15 protein-coding genes are annotated in these 16,715 nt (G+C 36.2%); 1 reads left to right on the top strand and 14 read right to left on the bottom strand.

Annotated elements, in window-relative coordinates; all coding sequences use genetic code 11:
• Positions 1-210 precede the first annotated feature (210 nt).
• A complete protein-coding gene (locus AC0NBN_RS03045; protein ID WP_160811570.1) occupies positions 211-588 on the top strand; it encodes a response regulator in 378 nt (125 codons plus the stop codon).
• A 61-nt stretch (positions 589-649) separates the two neighbouring features.
• Here the strand turns inward: AC0NBN_RS03045 and AC0NBN_RS03040 are convergent, their stop codons facing one another.
• The 14 genes from AC0NBN_RS03040 to AC0NBN_RS02975 all read right to left on the bottom strand — a co-directional run bounded on the left by AC0NBN_RS03040 (position 650) and on the right by AC0NBN_RS02975 (position 16,695).
• Positions 650-1,372: a fatty acid desaturase gene (locus AC0NBN_RS03040; RefSeq protein WP_160811569.1), complete on the bottom strand. Its 723-nt coding sequence runs from the start codon at positions 1,370-1,372 to the stop codon at positions 650-652.
• 251 nt (positions 1,373-1,623) lie between these two features.
• Positions 1,624-3,645, bottom strand: coding sequence for a BCCT family transporter (locus tag AC0NBN_RS03035; protein WP_160811568.1), 2,022 nt, complete (start codon positions 3,643-3,645; stop codon positions 1,624-1,626).
• A gap of 101 nt (positions 3,646-3,746) precedes the next feature.
• Positions 3,747-5,003 carry a DUF2254 domain-containing protein gene (locus AC0NBN_RS03030; protein ID WP_160811567.1) on the bottom strand — a complete coding sequence of 419 codons (1,257 nt, stop codon included), beginning with the start codon at positions 5,001-5,003 and terminating at the stop codon, positions 3,747-3,749.
• Positions 5,004-5,066: 63 nt separating this feature from the next.
• Positions 5,067-5,591 (bottom strand): DUF421 domain-containing protein, encoded by a 525-nt coding sequence (locus AC0NBN_RS03025; protein WP_143883662.1) that lies wholly within the window; start codon positions 5,589-5,591, stop codon positions 5,067-5,069.
• Positions 5,592-5,786: 195 nt separating this feature from the next.
• On the bottom strand, positions 5,787-7,517 hold the full coding sequence (locus AC0NBN_RS03020) for an ATP-binding protein (protein WP_160811566.1): 1,731 nt from the start codon (positions 7,515-7,517) through the stop codon (positions 5,787-5,789).
• Between the two features lie 36 nt (positions 7,518-7,553).
• Positions 7,554-7,916 carry a four helix bundle protein gene (locus tag AC0NBN_RS03015; RefSeq protein ID WP_130913210.1) on the bottom strand — a complete coding sequence of 121 codons (363 nt, stop codon included), beginning with the start codon at positions 7,914-7,916 and terminating at the stop codon, positions 7,554-7,556.
• Positions 7,917-7,933: 17 nt separating this feature from the next.
• A complete protein-coding gene (locus AC0NBN_RS03010; RefSeq protein ID WP_160811565.1) occupies positions 7,934-9,055 on the bottom strand; it encodes a sensor protein KdpD in 1,122 nt (373 codons plus the stop codon).
• A 153-nt stretch (positions 9,056-9,208) separates the two neighbouring features.
• Positions 9,209-10,300: a porin gene (locus AC0NBN_RS03005; protein WP_160811564.1), complete on the bottom strand. Its 1,092-nt coding sequence runs from the start codon at positions 10,298-10,300 to the stop codon at positions 9,209-9,211.
• Between the two features lie 81 nt (positions 10,301-10,381).
• Positions 10,382-10,942: a K(+)-transporting ATPase subunit C gene (locus AC0NBN_RS03000; RefSeq protein WP_160811563.1), complete on the bottom strand. Its 561-nt coding sequence runs from the start codon at positions 10,940-10,942 to the stop codon at positions 10,382-10,384.
• A 113-nt stretch (positions 10,943-11,055) separates the two neighbouring features.
• Positions 11,056-13,077: a potassium-transporting ATPase subunit KdpB gene (kdpB, locus tag AC0NBN_RS02995; RefSeq protein ID WP_160811562.1), complete on the bottom strand. Its 2,022-nt coding sequence runs from the start codon at positions 13,075-13,077 to the stop codon at positions 11,056-11,058.
• Positions 13,078-13,092: 15 nt separating this feature from the next.
• A complete protein-coding gene (gene kdpA / locus AC0NBN_RS02990; protein ID WP_160811561.1) occupies positions 13,093-14,790 on the bottom strand; it encodes a potassium-transporting ATPase subunit KdpA in 1,698 nt (565 codons plus the stop codon).
• A gap of 77 nt (positions 14,791-14,867) precedes the next feature.
• Positions 14,868-14,945, bottom strand: coding sequence for a K(+)-transporting ATPase subunit F (gene kdpF, locus AC0NBN_RS02985; protein ID WP_143883822.1), 78 nt, complete (start codon positions 14,943-14,945; stop codon positions 14,868-14,870).
• 81 nt (positions 14,946-15,026) lie between these two features.
• On the bottom strand, positions 15,027-15,188 hold the full coding sequence (locus tag AC0NBN_RS02980; RefSeq protein ID WP_160811560.1) for a hypothetical protein: 162 nt from the start codon (positions 15,186-15,188) through the stop codon (positions 15,027-15,029).
• Between the two features lie 157 nt (positions 15,189-15,345).
• Positions 15,346-16,695, bottom strand: coding sequence for a sigma-54-dependent transcriptional regulator (locus AC0NBN_RS02975; protein WP_160811559.1), 1,350 nt, complete (start codon positions 16,693-16,695; stop codon positions 15,346-15,348).
• Positions 16,696-16,715 lie beyond the last annotated feature (20 nt).

The raw sequence follows: 16,715 nt of genomic DNA, 5'->3' as shown, positions 1-16,715 counted from the left end.
CTAATGCTTAATTAATTCTGCTAAATCCCCCAAATCGCAGGAAAAGGCTTTCTATAGTGTATTTTATGATAAAAATCATTTTATCTAAAGTGTGCGTATCTTCAGTTATATTTTTGTTTTATTGTTCGAAGTTGTGTAGTTGCATCTTAAATTTTGAACAAATTTTTAAATTTCAATCTGGGTTGGCTTTGTTTTTGTCATGATGGTGATATGAAAACAATATTTATCGTAGAAGATGAGACAGGCATCAGAGATGCATTGCAACTACTCCTGTCATTTGAGAATTATGACGTACGCTCTTTTTCGACTGCAGCGTTGTTTAACAGCAGAGACAAATCGGTAATTCCAGATATTTTTATTTTAGATGTGAAACTTCCTGACGGACTCGGTACAGATCTGTGCAATGAAATAAAGCAAGATCCTTCAACTTCTGATGTTCCTGTAATGATTATCAGTGCCCACGCTAAAGCAGAACAGGTAACTAATGCCTGTGAAGCGGATGAATTTATTGGTAAACCATTTGATATTGACGATGTTCTGGTAAAAATTGAAAATCTGATCAATAAACCAAAAACAGTTGCGAATTGATTTGACACAATAAAACCTACTGAAAATCAGTAGGTTTTTTATTTTTTCATTAATCCAGAAATTATTTAATTCTGATTACGCGAAGCTTATGTAAAATAACCATGGTCTGAAATCCCATGTCCCATTCAAACCATCTGGATGCGTTATTGGGTTTTTGTGGATGTCTGTGATGATTGTTGTGGTAGGCTTCACCCCAAAAAATAAAGTCAAATGGAAGAATATTTTTTGAAGTATTTTTCATCTTATAATTCTCATAACCAAATTTATGAGCCCACCAGTTAACCGCCATACCCTGCAAAGAACCCATAATAATTGTAGCAGGAAGAAACAACCATTGCCACCAAGCTGTTGCTAAAAGCCAGTAAATAAAAATATAAATCCCGATCCAGATAAATCTGGTGATATAATTGTGAGCAATTTTATCAAACTTTTCCCAATCCGGCAGATCTTTTTTGTATTTGTCTTCGGCTCCGGTTTTTCCGATATGTAAATTGAAATAATTGTTTCTCGTAGTCCACATCATCAAAAAAGGATTGGGATCATTATGCGGCGAATGCGGATCTTCTGCCTTATCTGTATGAGCATGATGAAGTCTGTGCATAAGACCGTAAGTATAGGCACTGATATAAGACGATCCCTGCGTTATAAAACATCCAAAATAAAACACTCTCTCCCAAAATTTTGACATCGTGAAGAGATTATGTGCCGCATATCTGTGATGAAATACCGACTGAAAAAAAAGTGATGCATACCAATGAATGATAATGAAAATAAGTATAGCCATGAAATCTTGTTTATATATCAATTGAACTCTGAATATGGTCAGCAGTGCAATAGAAATATCTAAACATAAAATTGCCCGACAACTTATATCATATACGAAATAATTTAATATATGGTTTTAACAAAGATAGGTTATATAAACTGTTTGACAGCTAATTTCCCATGAATTAAAAATTATTTATGAAAGAATTAGAAAACTATAATAAACTTTCTGTTACAGCAAGTGAAAAACCGATCTTGCGTTTGCCTCTTTCACTTAAAACGGTGATTGGCATCACTGCTTATAAACATTGTATTTTTTTCTTCAGAAATTATTTCTAAAAAGCGTTCGTAGTGTTTTAAAACATCGGAAATGAGTTCGTTTTTTGTGAAAAGTTTTACATCATATCCTTCCCTGTTGTCACCAAAATATGATTTTGGGAAATAAATGAGATCCTCTTCAGATCCGGGAAGATTTTCCTCATTCAGCAAATGCTCTGAAACAACTTTAGGCTCACTTTTTACACCATAGATAAAGTTGTTGATGATATCATACCTGATTTCAATTTCAATACTTTGCGGAATGTTTTCAGAATTGATCTTTGCCTCCACTTTATTTACCGCAAATTCGGAAAGCAGCTCCTCAAATGCCTGCATTACGGTGGTTTGGATATATTTTTCGGTTGATTGAGCATCATTAAATGAGACAATCTGTTTCAGTCTTTCCTTCCAGTGCTCACCCGACCAAGGAACCGTTGTTGATGAAAAATCTTTTTCGTAATAATTTTTATCTATGATCAATGCTTTGGTAAGACTTATGATAAATAAGAGCATAATAATTGAAAAAGGCAGTGCCGTAATAAGTGTCATACTTTGCAAAGCAGCTAAACCGCCTGCATTGAGCAACATTAATGACAATACTGCCAGCAATAATCCCCAACCAACGGTCTGCCATCTTGGTGAAACTCTCGAATTTTTTGTAGCAATACTATTCATCACATAAATACCGCTGTCTGCAGACGTTATGAAAAAAATAATAATGATAGCTATCACTAAGAAGCTTACCAGTTCGGTAAAAGGAAGATATTCAAGAAACTGGAACATCAATCCGTCCGGATCTCTAGCCATTTTACTCAAAAATCCGTCGGCAACATTGGCATCAAACCATATTGCACTATTACCAAAAACAGACATCCAAATAAAATTGAAAAGAGTTGGTAAAATCAACACCGCAGATACAAATTCTCTTATTGTTCTTCCTTTTGAGATTCTTGCTATAAAAAGTCCTACGTACGGCGACCATGATATCCACCATGCCCAATATAAAATCGTCCAGTCATAGAACCATGACTGGGTATTTTCTTCATAAACATGAGTATTAAAAGTAAGGCTGAAAAAGCTGTTGATATACGTCCCAATCCCTTCAGTAAAACTTCCGATCAGATAAACCGTTGGTCCCAAAGCCAATACAAAAATCAACAGAACTACGACAGCAATAATATTGACATTGCTTAAAATTTTCACTCCTTTATCTAATCCTGTTACTGCAGATAATATGGCAAGTGAGACCAAAACAGCTACGATCAGAATTTGATATAAAAAACTGGTTTCAGGTAAAATATTAAGCGTTACAAGTCCCGAATTGATCTGAACAACACCAAATCCCAATGTTGTGGTAATTCCGAAAAAAGTACTGCATAATGCAAACACATCAATAACATTTCCCCATTTTCCTTTAATTTTATCTTTCAGTAACGGGTAAAAACAACTTCTCAGTGACAATGGAAGCCGGTACCTGTAAGAAAAATAAGCAAGAGCCAGCCCGACAACACCATAAATTGCCCAGGCATGAATACCCCAATGAAAAAAAGTATAAAGCTGAGCATTTTGAGCTCTTTGAACAGAAGATTTTCCTGAAAAAATATCATTAGAATAATGCTGCATTGGCTCTGCCACACTAAAATACATCAGACCAATTCCCATTCCTGCAGCAAAAAGCATAGAGAGCCACGAAAAAAAGCTGTAATCTGGTTTGCTGTCATTTCTGCCAAGACGGATATTTCCGTATGAACCTGCCATGATATATACCAGAAAAATCACAAATATCGTTACTGCCCAAACGTAAATCCAGTTGAGATTCACAAAAATAAAATTTTTAACGATTGTTAATAAACCATCGGTTATTTTAGGATATATTGCTGAAACCAGACAGATTCCGACAATAAAAATCATGCTGGGAATTATGATTCCTGTTTTGAGAGTACTTCTTATTTTATACTGTTTTAAAATATTCATTGCCTAAATTTACGAGGAAAAATCAAAAAACCTAAATAGATTATTCAATATTATTTTAACGAACTCTAAGTTGTATATGAATTTTCATCCAAAAATATGTATTAACGATCTGTTTGATTTTTATCCGAAGCTGCATGGAAATTCTTTTTAATTTTAGCATCTTTCACAACCACTAAAAGTTCACGTATTGCTTGCGTATCGTTTAATTCTTGGAGTTGAATTAGAATGTGATGCATCTCGTTGATTAAAAGACGGTCATCTTTACCGTAGTCCCATATCGGATAGATATATTCATTAAAAAGATCGGTAAACGATCGTTCTTTAGTTATAATTCTTACAAAACCACTTTCGTCTTTAATCTGATTTGACGGATTGTTTTTCAGCCGAAATGCTAATAACTGACTTAGTGATTGTAAACTCAAAACAGCGGTTCCCGGATCATTTATTCCCGGACTTAAGGCTCTAATAGCAACTTCCATTAACTGCCGTAATCCGTAATGATATGATGAATCAATATTCTGACCCCGATGAATGTCTATAAAACTGTTGATCTCATCCAGCAAATCCTCAGAAATTTTGTCTCTGTTAATCCTCAGTAATGGTGTATCTTGTATAACGAAAGTACCAATAGGATAATTGAAAGAAATAATCATGTCTTCTTTTTCACAGATTCTCAACAGACCATCACGCAAAAATCCCTGAAATATGCCGGACTTATATGCGTTGATTGGAAAGTAGTCATTTACAGAAAAGCTAGGATTGGAAATATCTTCCGAAATACAATTTTCTTTAAGTGAATGACAGGCAGCATCATAAATTCTATGGATAATCGTATCATATTTCACCGATTGAGTAACATAATGCAGGAAATATATAAATAAAAAAATATCTACAACTGTAAGAGCAATCAAAAAATACGTACTGATAGCCGGTACATAAATACCTGAATTTATATCTCTTATGGTACTCAACAAAAAAAGTGCATACACAATTGTTCCGATATAAAAGCCTAAGATAGTCTGTTGAAAACGATTTCCTATGAGTTTGTCTAAAATGCGGTTGCTCATCTGCGATGCCGCCTGATTGAGTAAAATCATTACCATACTGAAACTGAAAACAGTCAAAGAGATAATTCCTCCTGTAATGGTTGAAATGATGGTTCTTGCGGTACTTGCGTCCTTTAATGTAAGCCAATGTGCATTGCTTTTTATTTCTTTTCCTGCATCAGAAAAATCAAACTGAACCATAAAAAACGATAATACCAAAAACGCAAATGCTACTGTTCCGGGAATAAATGCGATACTGTTGGTAATATTTTTATAGATCTTTCTTACAGACTTGAATATATTTTTATTCATGGTTCAAATTTTTATAAGCAAATCAACTTACCTATGATTACAATTTTTTTGGAATATTGAAGATCAATCAATTCTCTTTACATTGGACAAAGGCGAATCTTTATCTGAAAGCGAACCCGTTTTCACTACTGTGAATTTACCATTTGCTTCCATGACAACAGCTTCAACATTTTCCAGAGAAGTAATTTGATTGCTACGCAATGCAGAACGCACCTCTGCTTCTGTTACTCTTTCTTTTTTTAATGCGCTCCAAAGAAATTCTCCTTTGTAAAACAACAATGTTGGATCTGAGCTGATGAGTTTAGAAACTTTATTGGATCTTAAAGACAGATATGCCAAAAGGTATTGTAATGAGATTAGCATTGCAAGAGCTAAAATACCGTCTGCCAGTGAAACTTCTTTGCTTAATAACAATGTTGCCAACGTAGAGCCTAAAGCAACGGTAACAATAAAATCAAATTCTTTCATTTGTGATAATGTTCTTTTACCAGATATTCTAAGCATCAATATCAATGCGAAGTAGCCTAATAATCCCACTATAAAAGTTCTGACAAGACTTTCCCAATTGTCAAAAAACAAATTTTCCATAATAATTTTGTGATTTTTATAACAGATTATCATGAGATGTTCATTCTAATGACAAACTATCTTTTGTAATTAATAGTTAAACTTCATAATTATTGTCTTATGAATGTAAAATGACACTGCAATTAATGTTCCTTAAAAGGTACTTTTAATAACAAATCTTAGCCTGATTAATTTTAAGCGGCTTTATTCAGTAAATTACTTATCTCTTTTCAACAAAAAAGTAAATATACTTCCTGCTCCCAATTCGCTTTTAGCAGTAATTTCTCCACCTTGTGCTTCAATAAACTGTTTGCTGATATTTAATCCAAGACCTGTCCCTTGTTTTTTTGTTCCCGGAATTTTAAAATAGCGTTCAAAAATTCTGTCTAAATATTCTTCTTCAATCCCTCTTCCATAATCCTGCACCGAAAAACAAATATGCTCACTATCACCGAAAACCTTAATATCAATTTCAGCATTTTCATATGAATAGCGGATGGCATTAGACAACAGATTATTCAAAACCCAGGATGTTTTCTCACTATCTGCCAAGACGTTTGTAATATTATCATCAATTGTAACATTAATGTGAATATTTTTCTGTTCCGAGGCAGACTTGTTGGCTTTTACGGCATCATCAATAATTGCTTTGATGTCCGAAGACTTTATATTCAACTGTATGGAACCGCTTTCTACCTGAGTAATATTGAGCAGTTCACCAGTAATTTTCAGAAGTCGGTTAGCATCTTCTTTGATTCCATTCACCAAATTTTTCTGCTCGTTATTCAGGTTTCCGATTTGTTCGTTTTCTAAGAGTTGTAAGCCCATTTTAATAGAAGAAATTGGCGTTTTAAATTCATGCGAGACTGTTCCTAAAAAGTTGGTTTTAGCTAAATCCAATTCTTTAAAAGGGGTAATGTTTCTCAGCATTATTACCTGACCAATAAAGCGGCTTTCCTGCTCTCCCGTTGGAACTACGTTAATATCAATGATTTCTTTTTCAAAATAACTTTCCTTACTGTCAGCAAATATTTTTACAGGTTCTTTATCCGGACTGATATTGTCAGGTTTTATCAATTCTCTGATCAAATCTCTCACAAGATCATTGGTTACTGCTACATCCTGAATCAGTTTTCCAACAAAAGCCTCTTTTTTCAATCCTGTAATTTTAAGAGCTTCATCATTCACAAAAAGCACTTTTTTATTTTCATCAATACCGATTACTGGATCGTGCATATTATCAATCAAAGTCTCAATACGTTTTTTGCCTCTTATGATCTTATCCAGCTTACTTTCAGAATATTCCTGAAGTTTTTCCGCCATTGTATTGAAGGATTTTGCCAGTTCGCCAAACTCACTTTTGCTTTGGAAATGAACCCTTTCTTTATAGTTCTGATTGGCGATCTGCCGGATGCTTTCTGTCAGAATCTTAATAGGATCCGCAATATTGGACGGCAGATTTACCAAAAGAATAAAAGCAACAATGAAACACAGCATTCCCGTAACGGAAATTACCATTATCGCAGTTTCAGCAGTAGAATCTGCAATGCTACTTTTGTGTTCGATCGCACTCATATTCAGCTGCATCAGTTCTGCAATATCCTTTCTTATGGATGATTGAAGAAATATATTTCCGGTATCTTTTTTCAATGCTTCAAAATGAACGGAAACATTATCTGTGGCTTCTTTCTCACCAGATTCTGTTACATTTTTCTGCTGTTTGTGTAAATATTTCTGAAAAACCTGATAAGCAAGCGGGTCAGAATTTATTTCCTCCAGCGCCAAAAGCATATTTCGGGAATATTCTAGTGTGTTGTAGTTGGCTTTCAGGATGTTATTGGTATCTTTTTTCAATTGATTAATGTACCATCCGCTCAGAACCGACAATACAAAAATCATGATAAAGAGCAGACCGACACCAATATTGAGTTTTGTTTTAATTTTCACTTTAATAAATTGATAATTGTGAATTAGAAATTGAAATTACTTAGCAACAGAATTCTTAGTTGTTTTAATGATTGAAACCAAAAGTTTTATCAATTCTTCCAAATCAAAAATAAGAGACTGTGATAATTTTTCGTCTATAAAATCTGTATCTTTCAATAATCTTATCCAATATCTCGTTTCATTTGCTTCCTTGTTTGCAATTGAAAGTTTATGAATAAAATCCATTTTACTTTCTCCCTGCAAAGCTTCTTCCACCATTGCACCGATAGAAGTTCCGCTCCTTAAAACTTGTTTTGATAGAATAAACTCTTTTTTATCGTCTTTCAAAAATTTATAAAACTTTACAATTCTTACCGCAAAAAGGTAAGACTTATCTTTTAAAATATTTTGATTTTTCATATTTCAATTTTAAATTTTCAACTTAATATAACTAAGTCTATATTTTCTTTTGATAATTTATTGAGCAGTGAATTGAAAGTATCTGTTGCAGCAATGATTTTCCAGATGCTGAGATGAGGTTTCCCGATGCATACAGTCGTGATTTTCCTTTCCTCGCATTGCTGCATAATGGTTTGTGCAACATTTGAGCCTTTAACCTTGATAATTTCTGCTCCCAATTCTGTTGCTAATTTAAAATTATTAATAAGATATCTCTGCTTATACAGCGCAATTTTATCGGGATTTTCCTTTGGAATCTGAACATACAGCAGATACCACTGACTGTTGTAATAATTCGCAAGTCTTGCCGCTTTTCGGATCACATTTTTTGCCGTTTTTTCATTGGAACTGATGCACGCCAGAAAACGTTCTTTCCGGATATTTTTAATGACCGACACTTCTGTTTCCACTTTTCGCTGCACTTGTGATGCCACTTCTTTTAAAGCTAATTCACGAAGCTGGAGGATGTTTTCACTTTTAAAGAAATTGCTCAGTGCAGAATTGATTTTTGATTGATCATAAACTTTTCCGGCTTTCAGTCGGTCAATCAATTCTTCTGCAGTAAGGTCGATGTTCACCACCTCATCCGCCTGAGCCAAAACGCTGTCAGGAATTCTTTCTTTTACTTCTATGCCCGTTATGCTTTTAATATCTTCATTCAGACTTTCGATATGCTGAATATTAACGGCACTAATGACATTGATTCCTGCTTCCAGAATTTCTAACACATCCTGCCATCTTTTTTGGTTTTTACTGCCTTCTATATTGGTATGTGCTAATTCATCCACAATCACTACTTCCGGACGAAGATTAATGACTGCTTGTACATCCAGTTCATCCAGCTCTTTTCCTTTGTAAAACAATTTTCTTCTGGGAATGACTGGCAGACCTTCCAGCAAGGCGTGTGTTTCCTTACGGTGATGCGTTTCAATATAACCGATTTTTACATCAATGCCGTTTGACAGAAGTGAATGCGCTTCCTGCAGCATCCGGTAAGTTTTTCCGACGCCTGCACTCATCCCGATATAGATTTTGAATTTTCCACGTCTTGATTTTTTGATCAGGTTGAGGAAATCCTGGGCACATTTTTTATCTTCCATAATTTTTTCAGTTAGAAGTAAAAAGTTAGAAGTAAAAAAGTGATATGTAAATGTAGAACGAGAAATTAAGACTTAAAGTGAGAAAAAAAACTTTAATTTTTACCAATAAATACCGTTTCCACTTTTACATTTTCACTTCAAACTTCTCACTTATTAGAAGCTAACAGCCAGTGATGTAACAGCCGATAAATTATTTTTCCTTAATTCATTATCTCTGTTAAAGAAAATCTGGTCTTTGCTGTTCAGGTTTTTTACTTCCGTTCTCCAAACCAAATTAGGAAGAATCCAGTAATCCACATTAATTGAATATCCAAAAGTCTGAAAACCTTTTTCTGTTCTTGTAGACACAATAACACCGTTTTTATCTTGGTAATATTCGCCTCTTACTGCAAAACTCAATTTTTCTGCAGGACTGTATTTTGCAATAACCACAGGTGAATACCAAACATTATATTGCTCGCTGCCTTTGGCATTCTGCTCAGCCCCGATGTCGAACCCTGTAATCAGAGCAAACTTTTTACTGATTTGAAAACTTCCGTACAGATTGTGAAAGTATCTCATCTGTCTGATGCTGTCCGGCTTATCGTTACCGATGAAAGAACTGCTGTTCAGGGTAATTTTATCGTTAGGTTTATAAGTCAACTGATGTCCGAACGCTACGGTTGAATTTCCGTCTACACGCTGGATTCTTTGCCATCCGTTAAGAACTAAAGCACTTACAAACCATTTTCCGCTGTCGCTGGTGTAAGAGATTTTGGCACCGCTTTCAAAATAAGGCGAGTTGTCTGCCAACATACTTCTGGTCAAAGTAAAACAATCTTTGCTTACTGCACTTTCAAAACCGATATGTGATGGCATTACACCCGCATCAATCCAGAGGTTTTTGTTTTTTGATATTTTTACCCCAACATTGGCCTCATAAATATTTTTAAGAACACCCGGTTCTGCCGCATAATTGGCATTCATGTAAGTTCCCACACCTAAAGCTACATTGGCTCTGAATTTTTCGGTTTCGTAATTAGCCTTTACAAATCCCAAATTAAGGTTTACCTCATTGTTTCTGTTGTGGCTGTACACAAATCCGGGTCTTGTGTTGTTTTCAGGATTATTGAAATCGTACTGGTAATACACCTCTGCATATCCAGAGATTTTTAAAGGGTTTTTAGTTTCTGTTTCTTCCTGAGCGTGCAGTGTAGAAAATGCTCCAAGCATTACAAATGCAAGTAATGATAATTTATTACTCATAATTTTTTTATTGTAAGATTCGAATTCGTGAAACACCGTTCGGCGTAGCCAACCTTCGATTTCATTTTTTAGTAATATAATTTACTTTAAACCGTCTAATGCGATATTGAGTTTTAAAACATTGATTTTTTCTGTTCCGAACATTCCAAGGAAAGGAGATTCGATACTGTTTTGGATGAGTGAATTCACCTTGCTGATGTCAATTTTTCTAACGTCGGCAATTCTTTGAGCCTGAACTTTAGCGGCCTTAACCGAAATATTCGGATCCAAACCTGCTCCACTTGCCGTCACAATATCAGAAGGGATTTCAGATTTCTTAACCGTTGGATTGTGCTTCATAAAGTTTTCAATCCTGCCTTCAACTTCTTTTAGGTAATCAGGATTTGAAGGTCCTTTATTACTTCCTCCGGCTCCCGCAGCGTTGTAATCTACAGCCGACGGACGAGACCAAAAATATTCGTCTTTATCGAATTTCTGTCCTACATTGGCGTAAAATTTCTTCCCGTTATGCTCAATGATTTCTCCTTTTCCGTTATTCGGGGCAGCCTGAGCAATTCCGAAAATAAAAAGAGTGTAGAATCCTGAGAAAAATACAGCGCAGAAAAGTGTTAATCTGATGGCTGGTAATATATTTTGTTTCATTTCTTTTATTGTTAAAATTGATTGTTAGAATCCGGGCAGATGGATAGTAATTTACTATTAAAATTTCAGACAAATCCACCTGTACCGGCGTCCTAACATTAATTATTTTTAGTTTAAATAAATACTGATACGAGTAAATCAATTAATTTGATTCCGATAAATGGTATTAAAACACCTCCCAAACCGTAAATCAGAAGATTTCTTCTCAATAATGCACTAGCTCCAATTGGTTTGTAAGCAACACCTTTCAACGCCAGAGGAATCAGCATCGGGATGACAATCGCATTGAAAATTACTGCTGAAAGAATCGCTGATTCCGGAGAATGAAGTCCCATAATATTAAGTCCCTGCAATGCCGGAATCGAAGCAATAAACAATGCCGGAACGATTGCAAAATATTTGGCTACGTCATTCGCAATACTGAATGTTGTAAGCGTTCCACGGGTCATCAATAACTGCTTTCCGATTTCAACCACTTCAATCAGTTTAGTCGGGTCGTTATCCAAATCCACCATATTTCCGGCTTCTTTGGCAGCCTGTGTTCCGCTGTTCATCGCAACACCTACGTCTGCCTGAGCAAGAGCTGGAGCATCGTTGGTTCCGTCTCCCATCATCGCTACCAATCTTCCTTCCGACTGCTCTTTTTTGATGTAATTCATTTTATCTTCAGGTTTTGCCTCTGCTATAAAATCATCTACACCTGCTTTTTCAGCAATAAATTTGGCAGTTAAAGGATTGTCTCCCGTAACCATCACGGTTTTGATTCCCATTTTTCTTAAACGGTCAAAACGCTCTTTGATTCCCGGCTTGATGATATCCTGAAGTTCTATAACCCCAAGCGCTCTTTCATTCTCTGAAACCACGAGCGGTGTTCCTCCGTTTTGCGAGATTTCTCTGACCTTTTGCTCAACCTCTGCCGGAAATAGATTGCCCGAATTTGTAACAATATTTTTAATTGCGTCAGTTGCTCCTTTTCTGATTCGTGTGTTCTCATAATCAATTCCCGAACTTCTTGTTTCTGCCGTAAAACTGATGAATTGCGGTTCTTTTACTTCATAGCTCAAAGGATTGATACCTGCGAGTTCAATAATCGATTTTCCTTCCGGTGTATCGTCGGCCATTGAGCTGAGTACGGCTGCTTTAACTAAAACGGCTTCGTCAATGCCGTTTGCCGGATAAAAATGAGTAGCCTTTCTGTTTCCGATCGTGATAGTTCCTGTTTTGTCTAACAACAGAACGTCAATATCTCCTGCAGTTTCTACCGCTTTACCACTTTTGGTGATCACGTTGGCTCTTAAAGCTCTATCCATTCCTGCAATACCGATGGCTGATAACAATCCTCCGATGGTTGTTGGGATCAGACAAACAAATAAGGAGATGAACGCCGCAATCGTGATCGGTGTATTGGCGTAATCACCGAAAGGTTTTAAAGTAACCGTTACAATAATGAAAACCAATGTGAAACCTGCCAAAAGAATGGTTAAAGCAATTTCATTGGGTGTCTTCTGCCTGGAAGCACCTTCCACCAAAGCAATCATTTTATCAAGGAAGCTTTCCCCAGGCTCTGTTGTTACTTTTACTTTAATTTTGTCTGAAAGCACTTTTGTTCCTCCGGTTACACTGCTTTTATCTCCGCCAGATTCACGGATTACCGGAGCAGATTCTCCCGTAATGGCACTTTCGTCAATCGTAGCCAAACCTTCGATAATTTCTCCGTCAGACGGGATTATATCTCCTGCTTCACAAACAAATACATCTCCTTTTCTAAGCTGATTGGACGGAACTATTTTAACTTTTCCATTTGAAGCCAGTATTTTAGCTGGAGTTTCTTCTCTTGTTTTTCTTAAAGAATCAGCCTGTGCTTTACCTCTTGCTTCGGCGATAGCCTCTGCAAAATTGGCGAAAAGTAGTGTGATGAATAAAATAAAGGTTACGATGATATTGTACACCAGGCTTCCCTGGCTTTTTTCACCCATCGCAATCCAGATACATACTCCGGCCATTACCAGAGTTCCGATGTATACCATAAACATTACCGGGTTGCGGAACATTTTTGAAGGGTGAAGTTTTATAATTGATTGTTTCAGTGCCTCATTGACTAATTCTGCCTGAAACAAATTGTTATTTCCTTTCATTGTTTTAATAATTAATTACATTGAAAAATATTCAGCGATAGGTCCCAAAGCCAGAGCCGGGAAGAATGATAAAGCTGCTACAATAGCAATTACTGCAAATACCATTAAGCCGAATGTTGCAGTATCTGTTTTTAAAGTTCCTGCACTTTCAGGAATGTATTTTTTGGCAGCAAGGCTTCCTGCAATAGCTACCGGACCGATAATCGGTAAGTATCTCGCCATCAGCATTACGATACCGCAGGCAATATTCCAGAATGGTGTATTGTCTCCCAATCCTTCGAAACCGCTTCCGTTGTTGGCACTGGATGAGGTAAACTCATACAACATTTCGCTGAAACCGTGAAACCCAGGATTATTTAGCCAGCTTCCGTATTCATCGGGATTGTGCGCAACCATAAAACTGGAGATGGCAGTTCCTGTAAGAATTAGAAAAGGATGAAGAAGTGCAATCATCATGGCAATTTTCATTTCCTTGGCTTCGATTTTTTTGCCGAGAAATTCCGGTGTTCTGCCGACCATCAATCCGCTGATGAAAACCGCCAGAATAATAAAAATATAAAAGTTCAGAAATCCTACGCCAACACCTCCGTAAAAAGCATTCACCATCATTCCGAGCATTGCATTCATTCCTGAAAGCGGAGTCAGAGAATCGTGCATTGAGTTGACCGAGCCGTTACTCGTCACCGTTGTATTGATTGCCCAATATGCGGAAGCAGCCGGTCCGAATCGAACTTCCTTTCCTTCCATACTACCCAAATTCTGAGTAATTCCCATTTTTTCGATAGCTGAATTGCCATTCATTTCGTTAATTACTGTTGGAATCAATAAAAGTAAAAATCCAACGGTCATTACTCCGAAAACAGTCAACGCCAGCTTTTTACTTTTTAAAACATAACCCATTGCAAATACCATTGCTATCGGAATCAGCATAATCGATATGGTTTCGACCATGTTAGTAAAATAGCTAGGATTTTCCAGCGGATGCGAAGAGTTAGGTCCAAAAAAACCCCCGCCATTGGTTCCTAACTGTTTGATTGCTACAAATCCTGCCACCGGACCACGGCTTACCTCAACCTCATCTCCCTGAAGAGTAATAATTTTTTCTTTCCCTTCAAACGTCATCGGAGTGCCGTTTAGAGCCAATAATGAAGCTACAATTACTGCAACCGGGAATAAAACTCTGGTGCAGGATCTGATGAATAGAAAATAAAAATTACCCAATTTATCTGTAGTTCTCTCTTTCATGGCAAGGAAAACCACAGCGGCAATCGCAATACCGCAACCCGCAGAAATAAACTGCCAAAGCATTAAGGTTAATTGCCCTAAGTAAGACAATCCAGATTCTCCCGAATAATGCTGAAGGTTGGTATTGGTAACAAAGCTTACTGCCGTATTAAAAGCCAAATCTCCACTCATGGAAGGGTTATTGTCCGGATTAAGCGGTAACCACTCCATATTGGTGAGCACAAACATTGAAATGAGAAACCAAACCGCGTTAATGGTAAGCATAGCGCCAAGATGCTGCTTCCAGTTCATTTCTTTTTCAGGATCAACTCCTGAAATTTTGTAAAATAATTTGTCGATGGGATTAAAAATTCCATCCAGCCAGGTTTTTTCTTTGGTAAAGATCTTTCCTATGTATCTTCCTAAGGGTATCGCCAGAGTTACGGTGATGGCAAACATCAGGATAATTCCTAAAATTTCTGTATTCATAATTATATTCGTTAGAAGTGAGATATAAAACGTACGAAGGATTGACCTTAAATTTTAACTTCTCACATTTTTACTTTTTAAAATTTTTCTGGTTTTATTAGCACATAGCACATATATCCGAATACGGCTATTGCAATGATGAATAATGCAATCATATCTTTTCAAAATATTTAACTGTTAAAAAAAAGATGATAAACAGGAAAATTCCTGATAACGTGAGTATAAATGTCATCATTTTATGGATTGAATGTTCTGTAAATAATTCCAGCGCAAATGATTATTCCGTAAAATGTAACCAACAGGTTCCAGGGAACAATCTTTAATGGATTTTCAGTTTCTTTTTGTGAAGATTGTGGAGTACATCTTGTGATTGGATGTAATGTTTTTCGATGATTCATTCTTTAATTATTTGAATCAACTATGCCAAGATATATTCCGATTTAATTAAATTGAATTTAATATATTCATTTACAATTAAATACATTAAAATTAGAGATTTAAACAAATAAAAAAGCCTATCAAAATGATAGGCTCGTTATCAGAATGATAAGCTGATTATGAAATTTTGTATTCCTCAATCTTACGGTAAAGTGTTGCAATGCCAATTTCCAGCAAACGGGCGGCTTCTGCTTTATTGCCTTTGGTGTGATTGAGGATTTTCTGGATATGAAGTTTCTCTGCACTTGCCATTGAAAAAGCGGATAAGGTTTTATTTTCAGATGAATTTGTGCTGGTATTTTGCTGTAAATCGAACGGAAGGCTACCAACAGATAATTCATGACTTTCTTCCAAAATCACACTCCTTTCAATAATATTTCTGAGTTCCCGGATGTTTCCTTTCCAGGAATGTTTTTTTAGTGAATTAAGATACTCATCGGAAATACCGGTTGTTTTTTTTCCAATCTTACCTGAAAATTTTCTGAGAAAAAAATAGGCAAGTTCTTCAATGTCTGAAGTTCTTTCTCTCAAAGATGGCAACACGATATTGAAAATATTGATCCGATAATACAGATCTTCCCGGAAGTTTCCGTTATTGATTTCTTTCTGTAAATCCCTATTGGTTGCCGCAATAATTCTAATGTTGACTTTCGTCGGTTTACTGTCACCAACTTTCAGAAATTCGCCGGATTCTAAAACACGAAGCAGCTTTGCCTGCAGATCCAAAGGCATTTCTCCGATCTCATCCAGGAAAACCGTTCCGTTATTAGCTTCCTCGAAAATACCTTTTGAATCTTTCATTGCGCCTGTAAAGGCTCCGGCTTTGTGTCCGAACAGCTCATTTTCCAGTAGATCTTTGCCAAAAGCAGAACAGTTTATGGCTACAAAATTTTGTCTGCTTCGGTTACTTGCATTATGAACGGCTTGTGCAAAAACCTCTTTTCCTGTTCCTGTTTCGCCCGTTAAAAGCACCGTAGCATCTGTCACCGCAACTTTTTTTGCAGAAACAATGGCAGATTTTATAAGCGAAGATTTCCCGATAATATTATCGAAAGACTGTTTGTCACCCAACTGTTTTTCCAGCTGGAAAAGACGTTTGTTGAGCTTTACCTTTTCCAAAGCCTTATACACGAGCGGAATAATCCGGTTATTGTCATCACCTTTAGTAATATAATCAAAAGCACCGTTTTTGATAGCCTGTACACCGTCGGGAATATTTCCGAATGCTGTCAGGAGAATCACTTCTGAAGCAGGATAATTGTCTTTGATAATTTTAGAAAACTCCACACCACTTCCGTCCGGAAGCTTCACATCGCTGATAATGACATCAATTTCAGAAACTTCAAGTCTTTTTTTGGCATTTTTCAGATCAGAAGCCTGAAAAACCTCAAAACCTTCCAGACCGATAATTCTGGAAAGCAGCGTCCTGATCTTTTCTTCGTCGTCAATGATGAGAATTTTGTTCAATGGATGAAAAATTGTGTTGC

Source organism: Chryseobacterium sp. L12 (genome assembly GCF_056133985.1).
This window is presented reverse-complemented; position numbering and strand designations above follow the sequence as displayed.

Coding starts and splice junctions, on each gene's coding strand:
- AC0NBN_RS03045 (WP_160811570.1), top strand. CDS start 211: ATGAAAACAATATTTATCGTAGAAGATGAGACAGGCATCAGAGATGCA.
- AC0NBN_RS03040 (WP_160811569.1), bottom strand. CDS start 1,372: ATGGCTATACTTATTTTCATTATCATTCATTGGTATGCATCACTTTTT.
- AC0NBN_RS03035 (WP_160811568.1), bottom strand. CDS start 3,645: ATGAATATTTTAAAACAGTATAAAATAAGAAGTACTCTCAAAACAGGA.
- AC0NBN_RS03030 (WP_160811567.1), bottom strand. CDS start 5,003: ATGAATAAAAATATATTCAAGTCTGTAAGAAAGATCTATAAAAATATT.
- AC0NBN_RS03025 (WP_143883662.1), bottom strand. CDS start 5,591: ATGGAAAATTTGTTTTTTGACAATTGGGAAAGTCTTGTCAGAACTTTT.
- AC0NBN_RS03015 (WP_130913210.1), bottom strand. CDS start 7,916: ATGAAAAATCAAAATATTTTAAAAGATAAGTCTTACCTTTTTGCGGTA.
- AC0NBN_RS03010 (WP_160811565.1), bottom strand. CDS start 9,055: ATGGAAGATAAAAAATGTGCCCAGGATTTCCTCAACCTGATCAAAAAA.
- AC0NBN_RS03005 (WP_160811564.1), bottom strand. CDS start 10,300: ATGAGTAATAAATTATCATTACTTGCATTTGTAATGCTTGGAGCATTT.
- AC0NBN_RS03000 (WP_160811563.1), bottom strand. CDS start 10,942: ATGAAACAAAATATATTACCAGCCATCAGATTAACACTTTTCTGCGCT.
- kdpB (WP_160811562.1), bottom strand. CDS start 13,077: ATGAAAGGAAATAACAATTTGTTTCAGGCAGAATTAGTCAATGAGGCA.
- kdpA (WP_160811561.1), bottom strand. CDS start 14,790: ATGAATACAGAAATTTTAGGAATTATCCTGATGTTTGCCATCACCGTA.
- kdpF (WP_143883822.1), bottom strand. CDS start 14,945: ATGATTGCATTATTCATCATTGCAATAGCCGTATTCGGATATATGTGC.
- AC0NBN_RS02980 (WP_160811560.1), bottom strand. CDS start 15,188: ATGAATCATCGAAAAACATTACATCCAATCACAAGATGTACTCCACAA.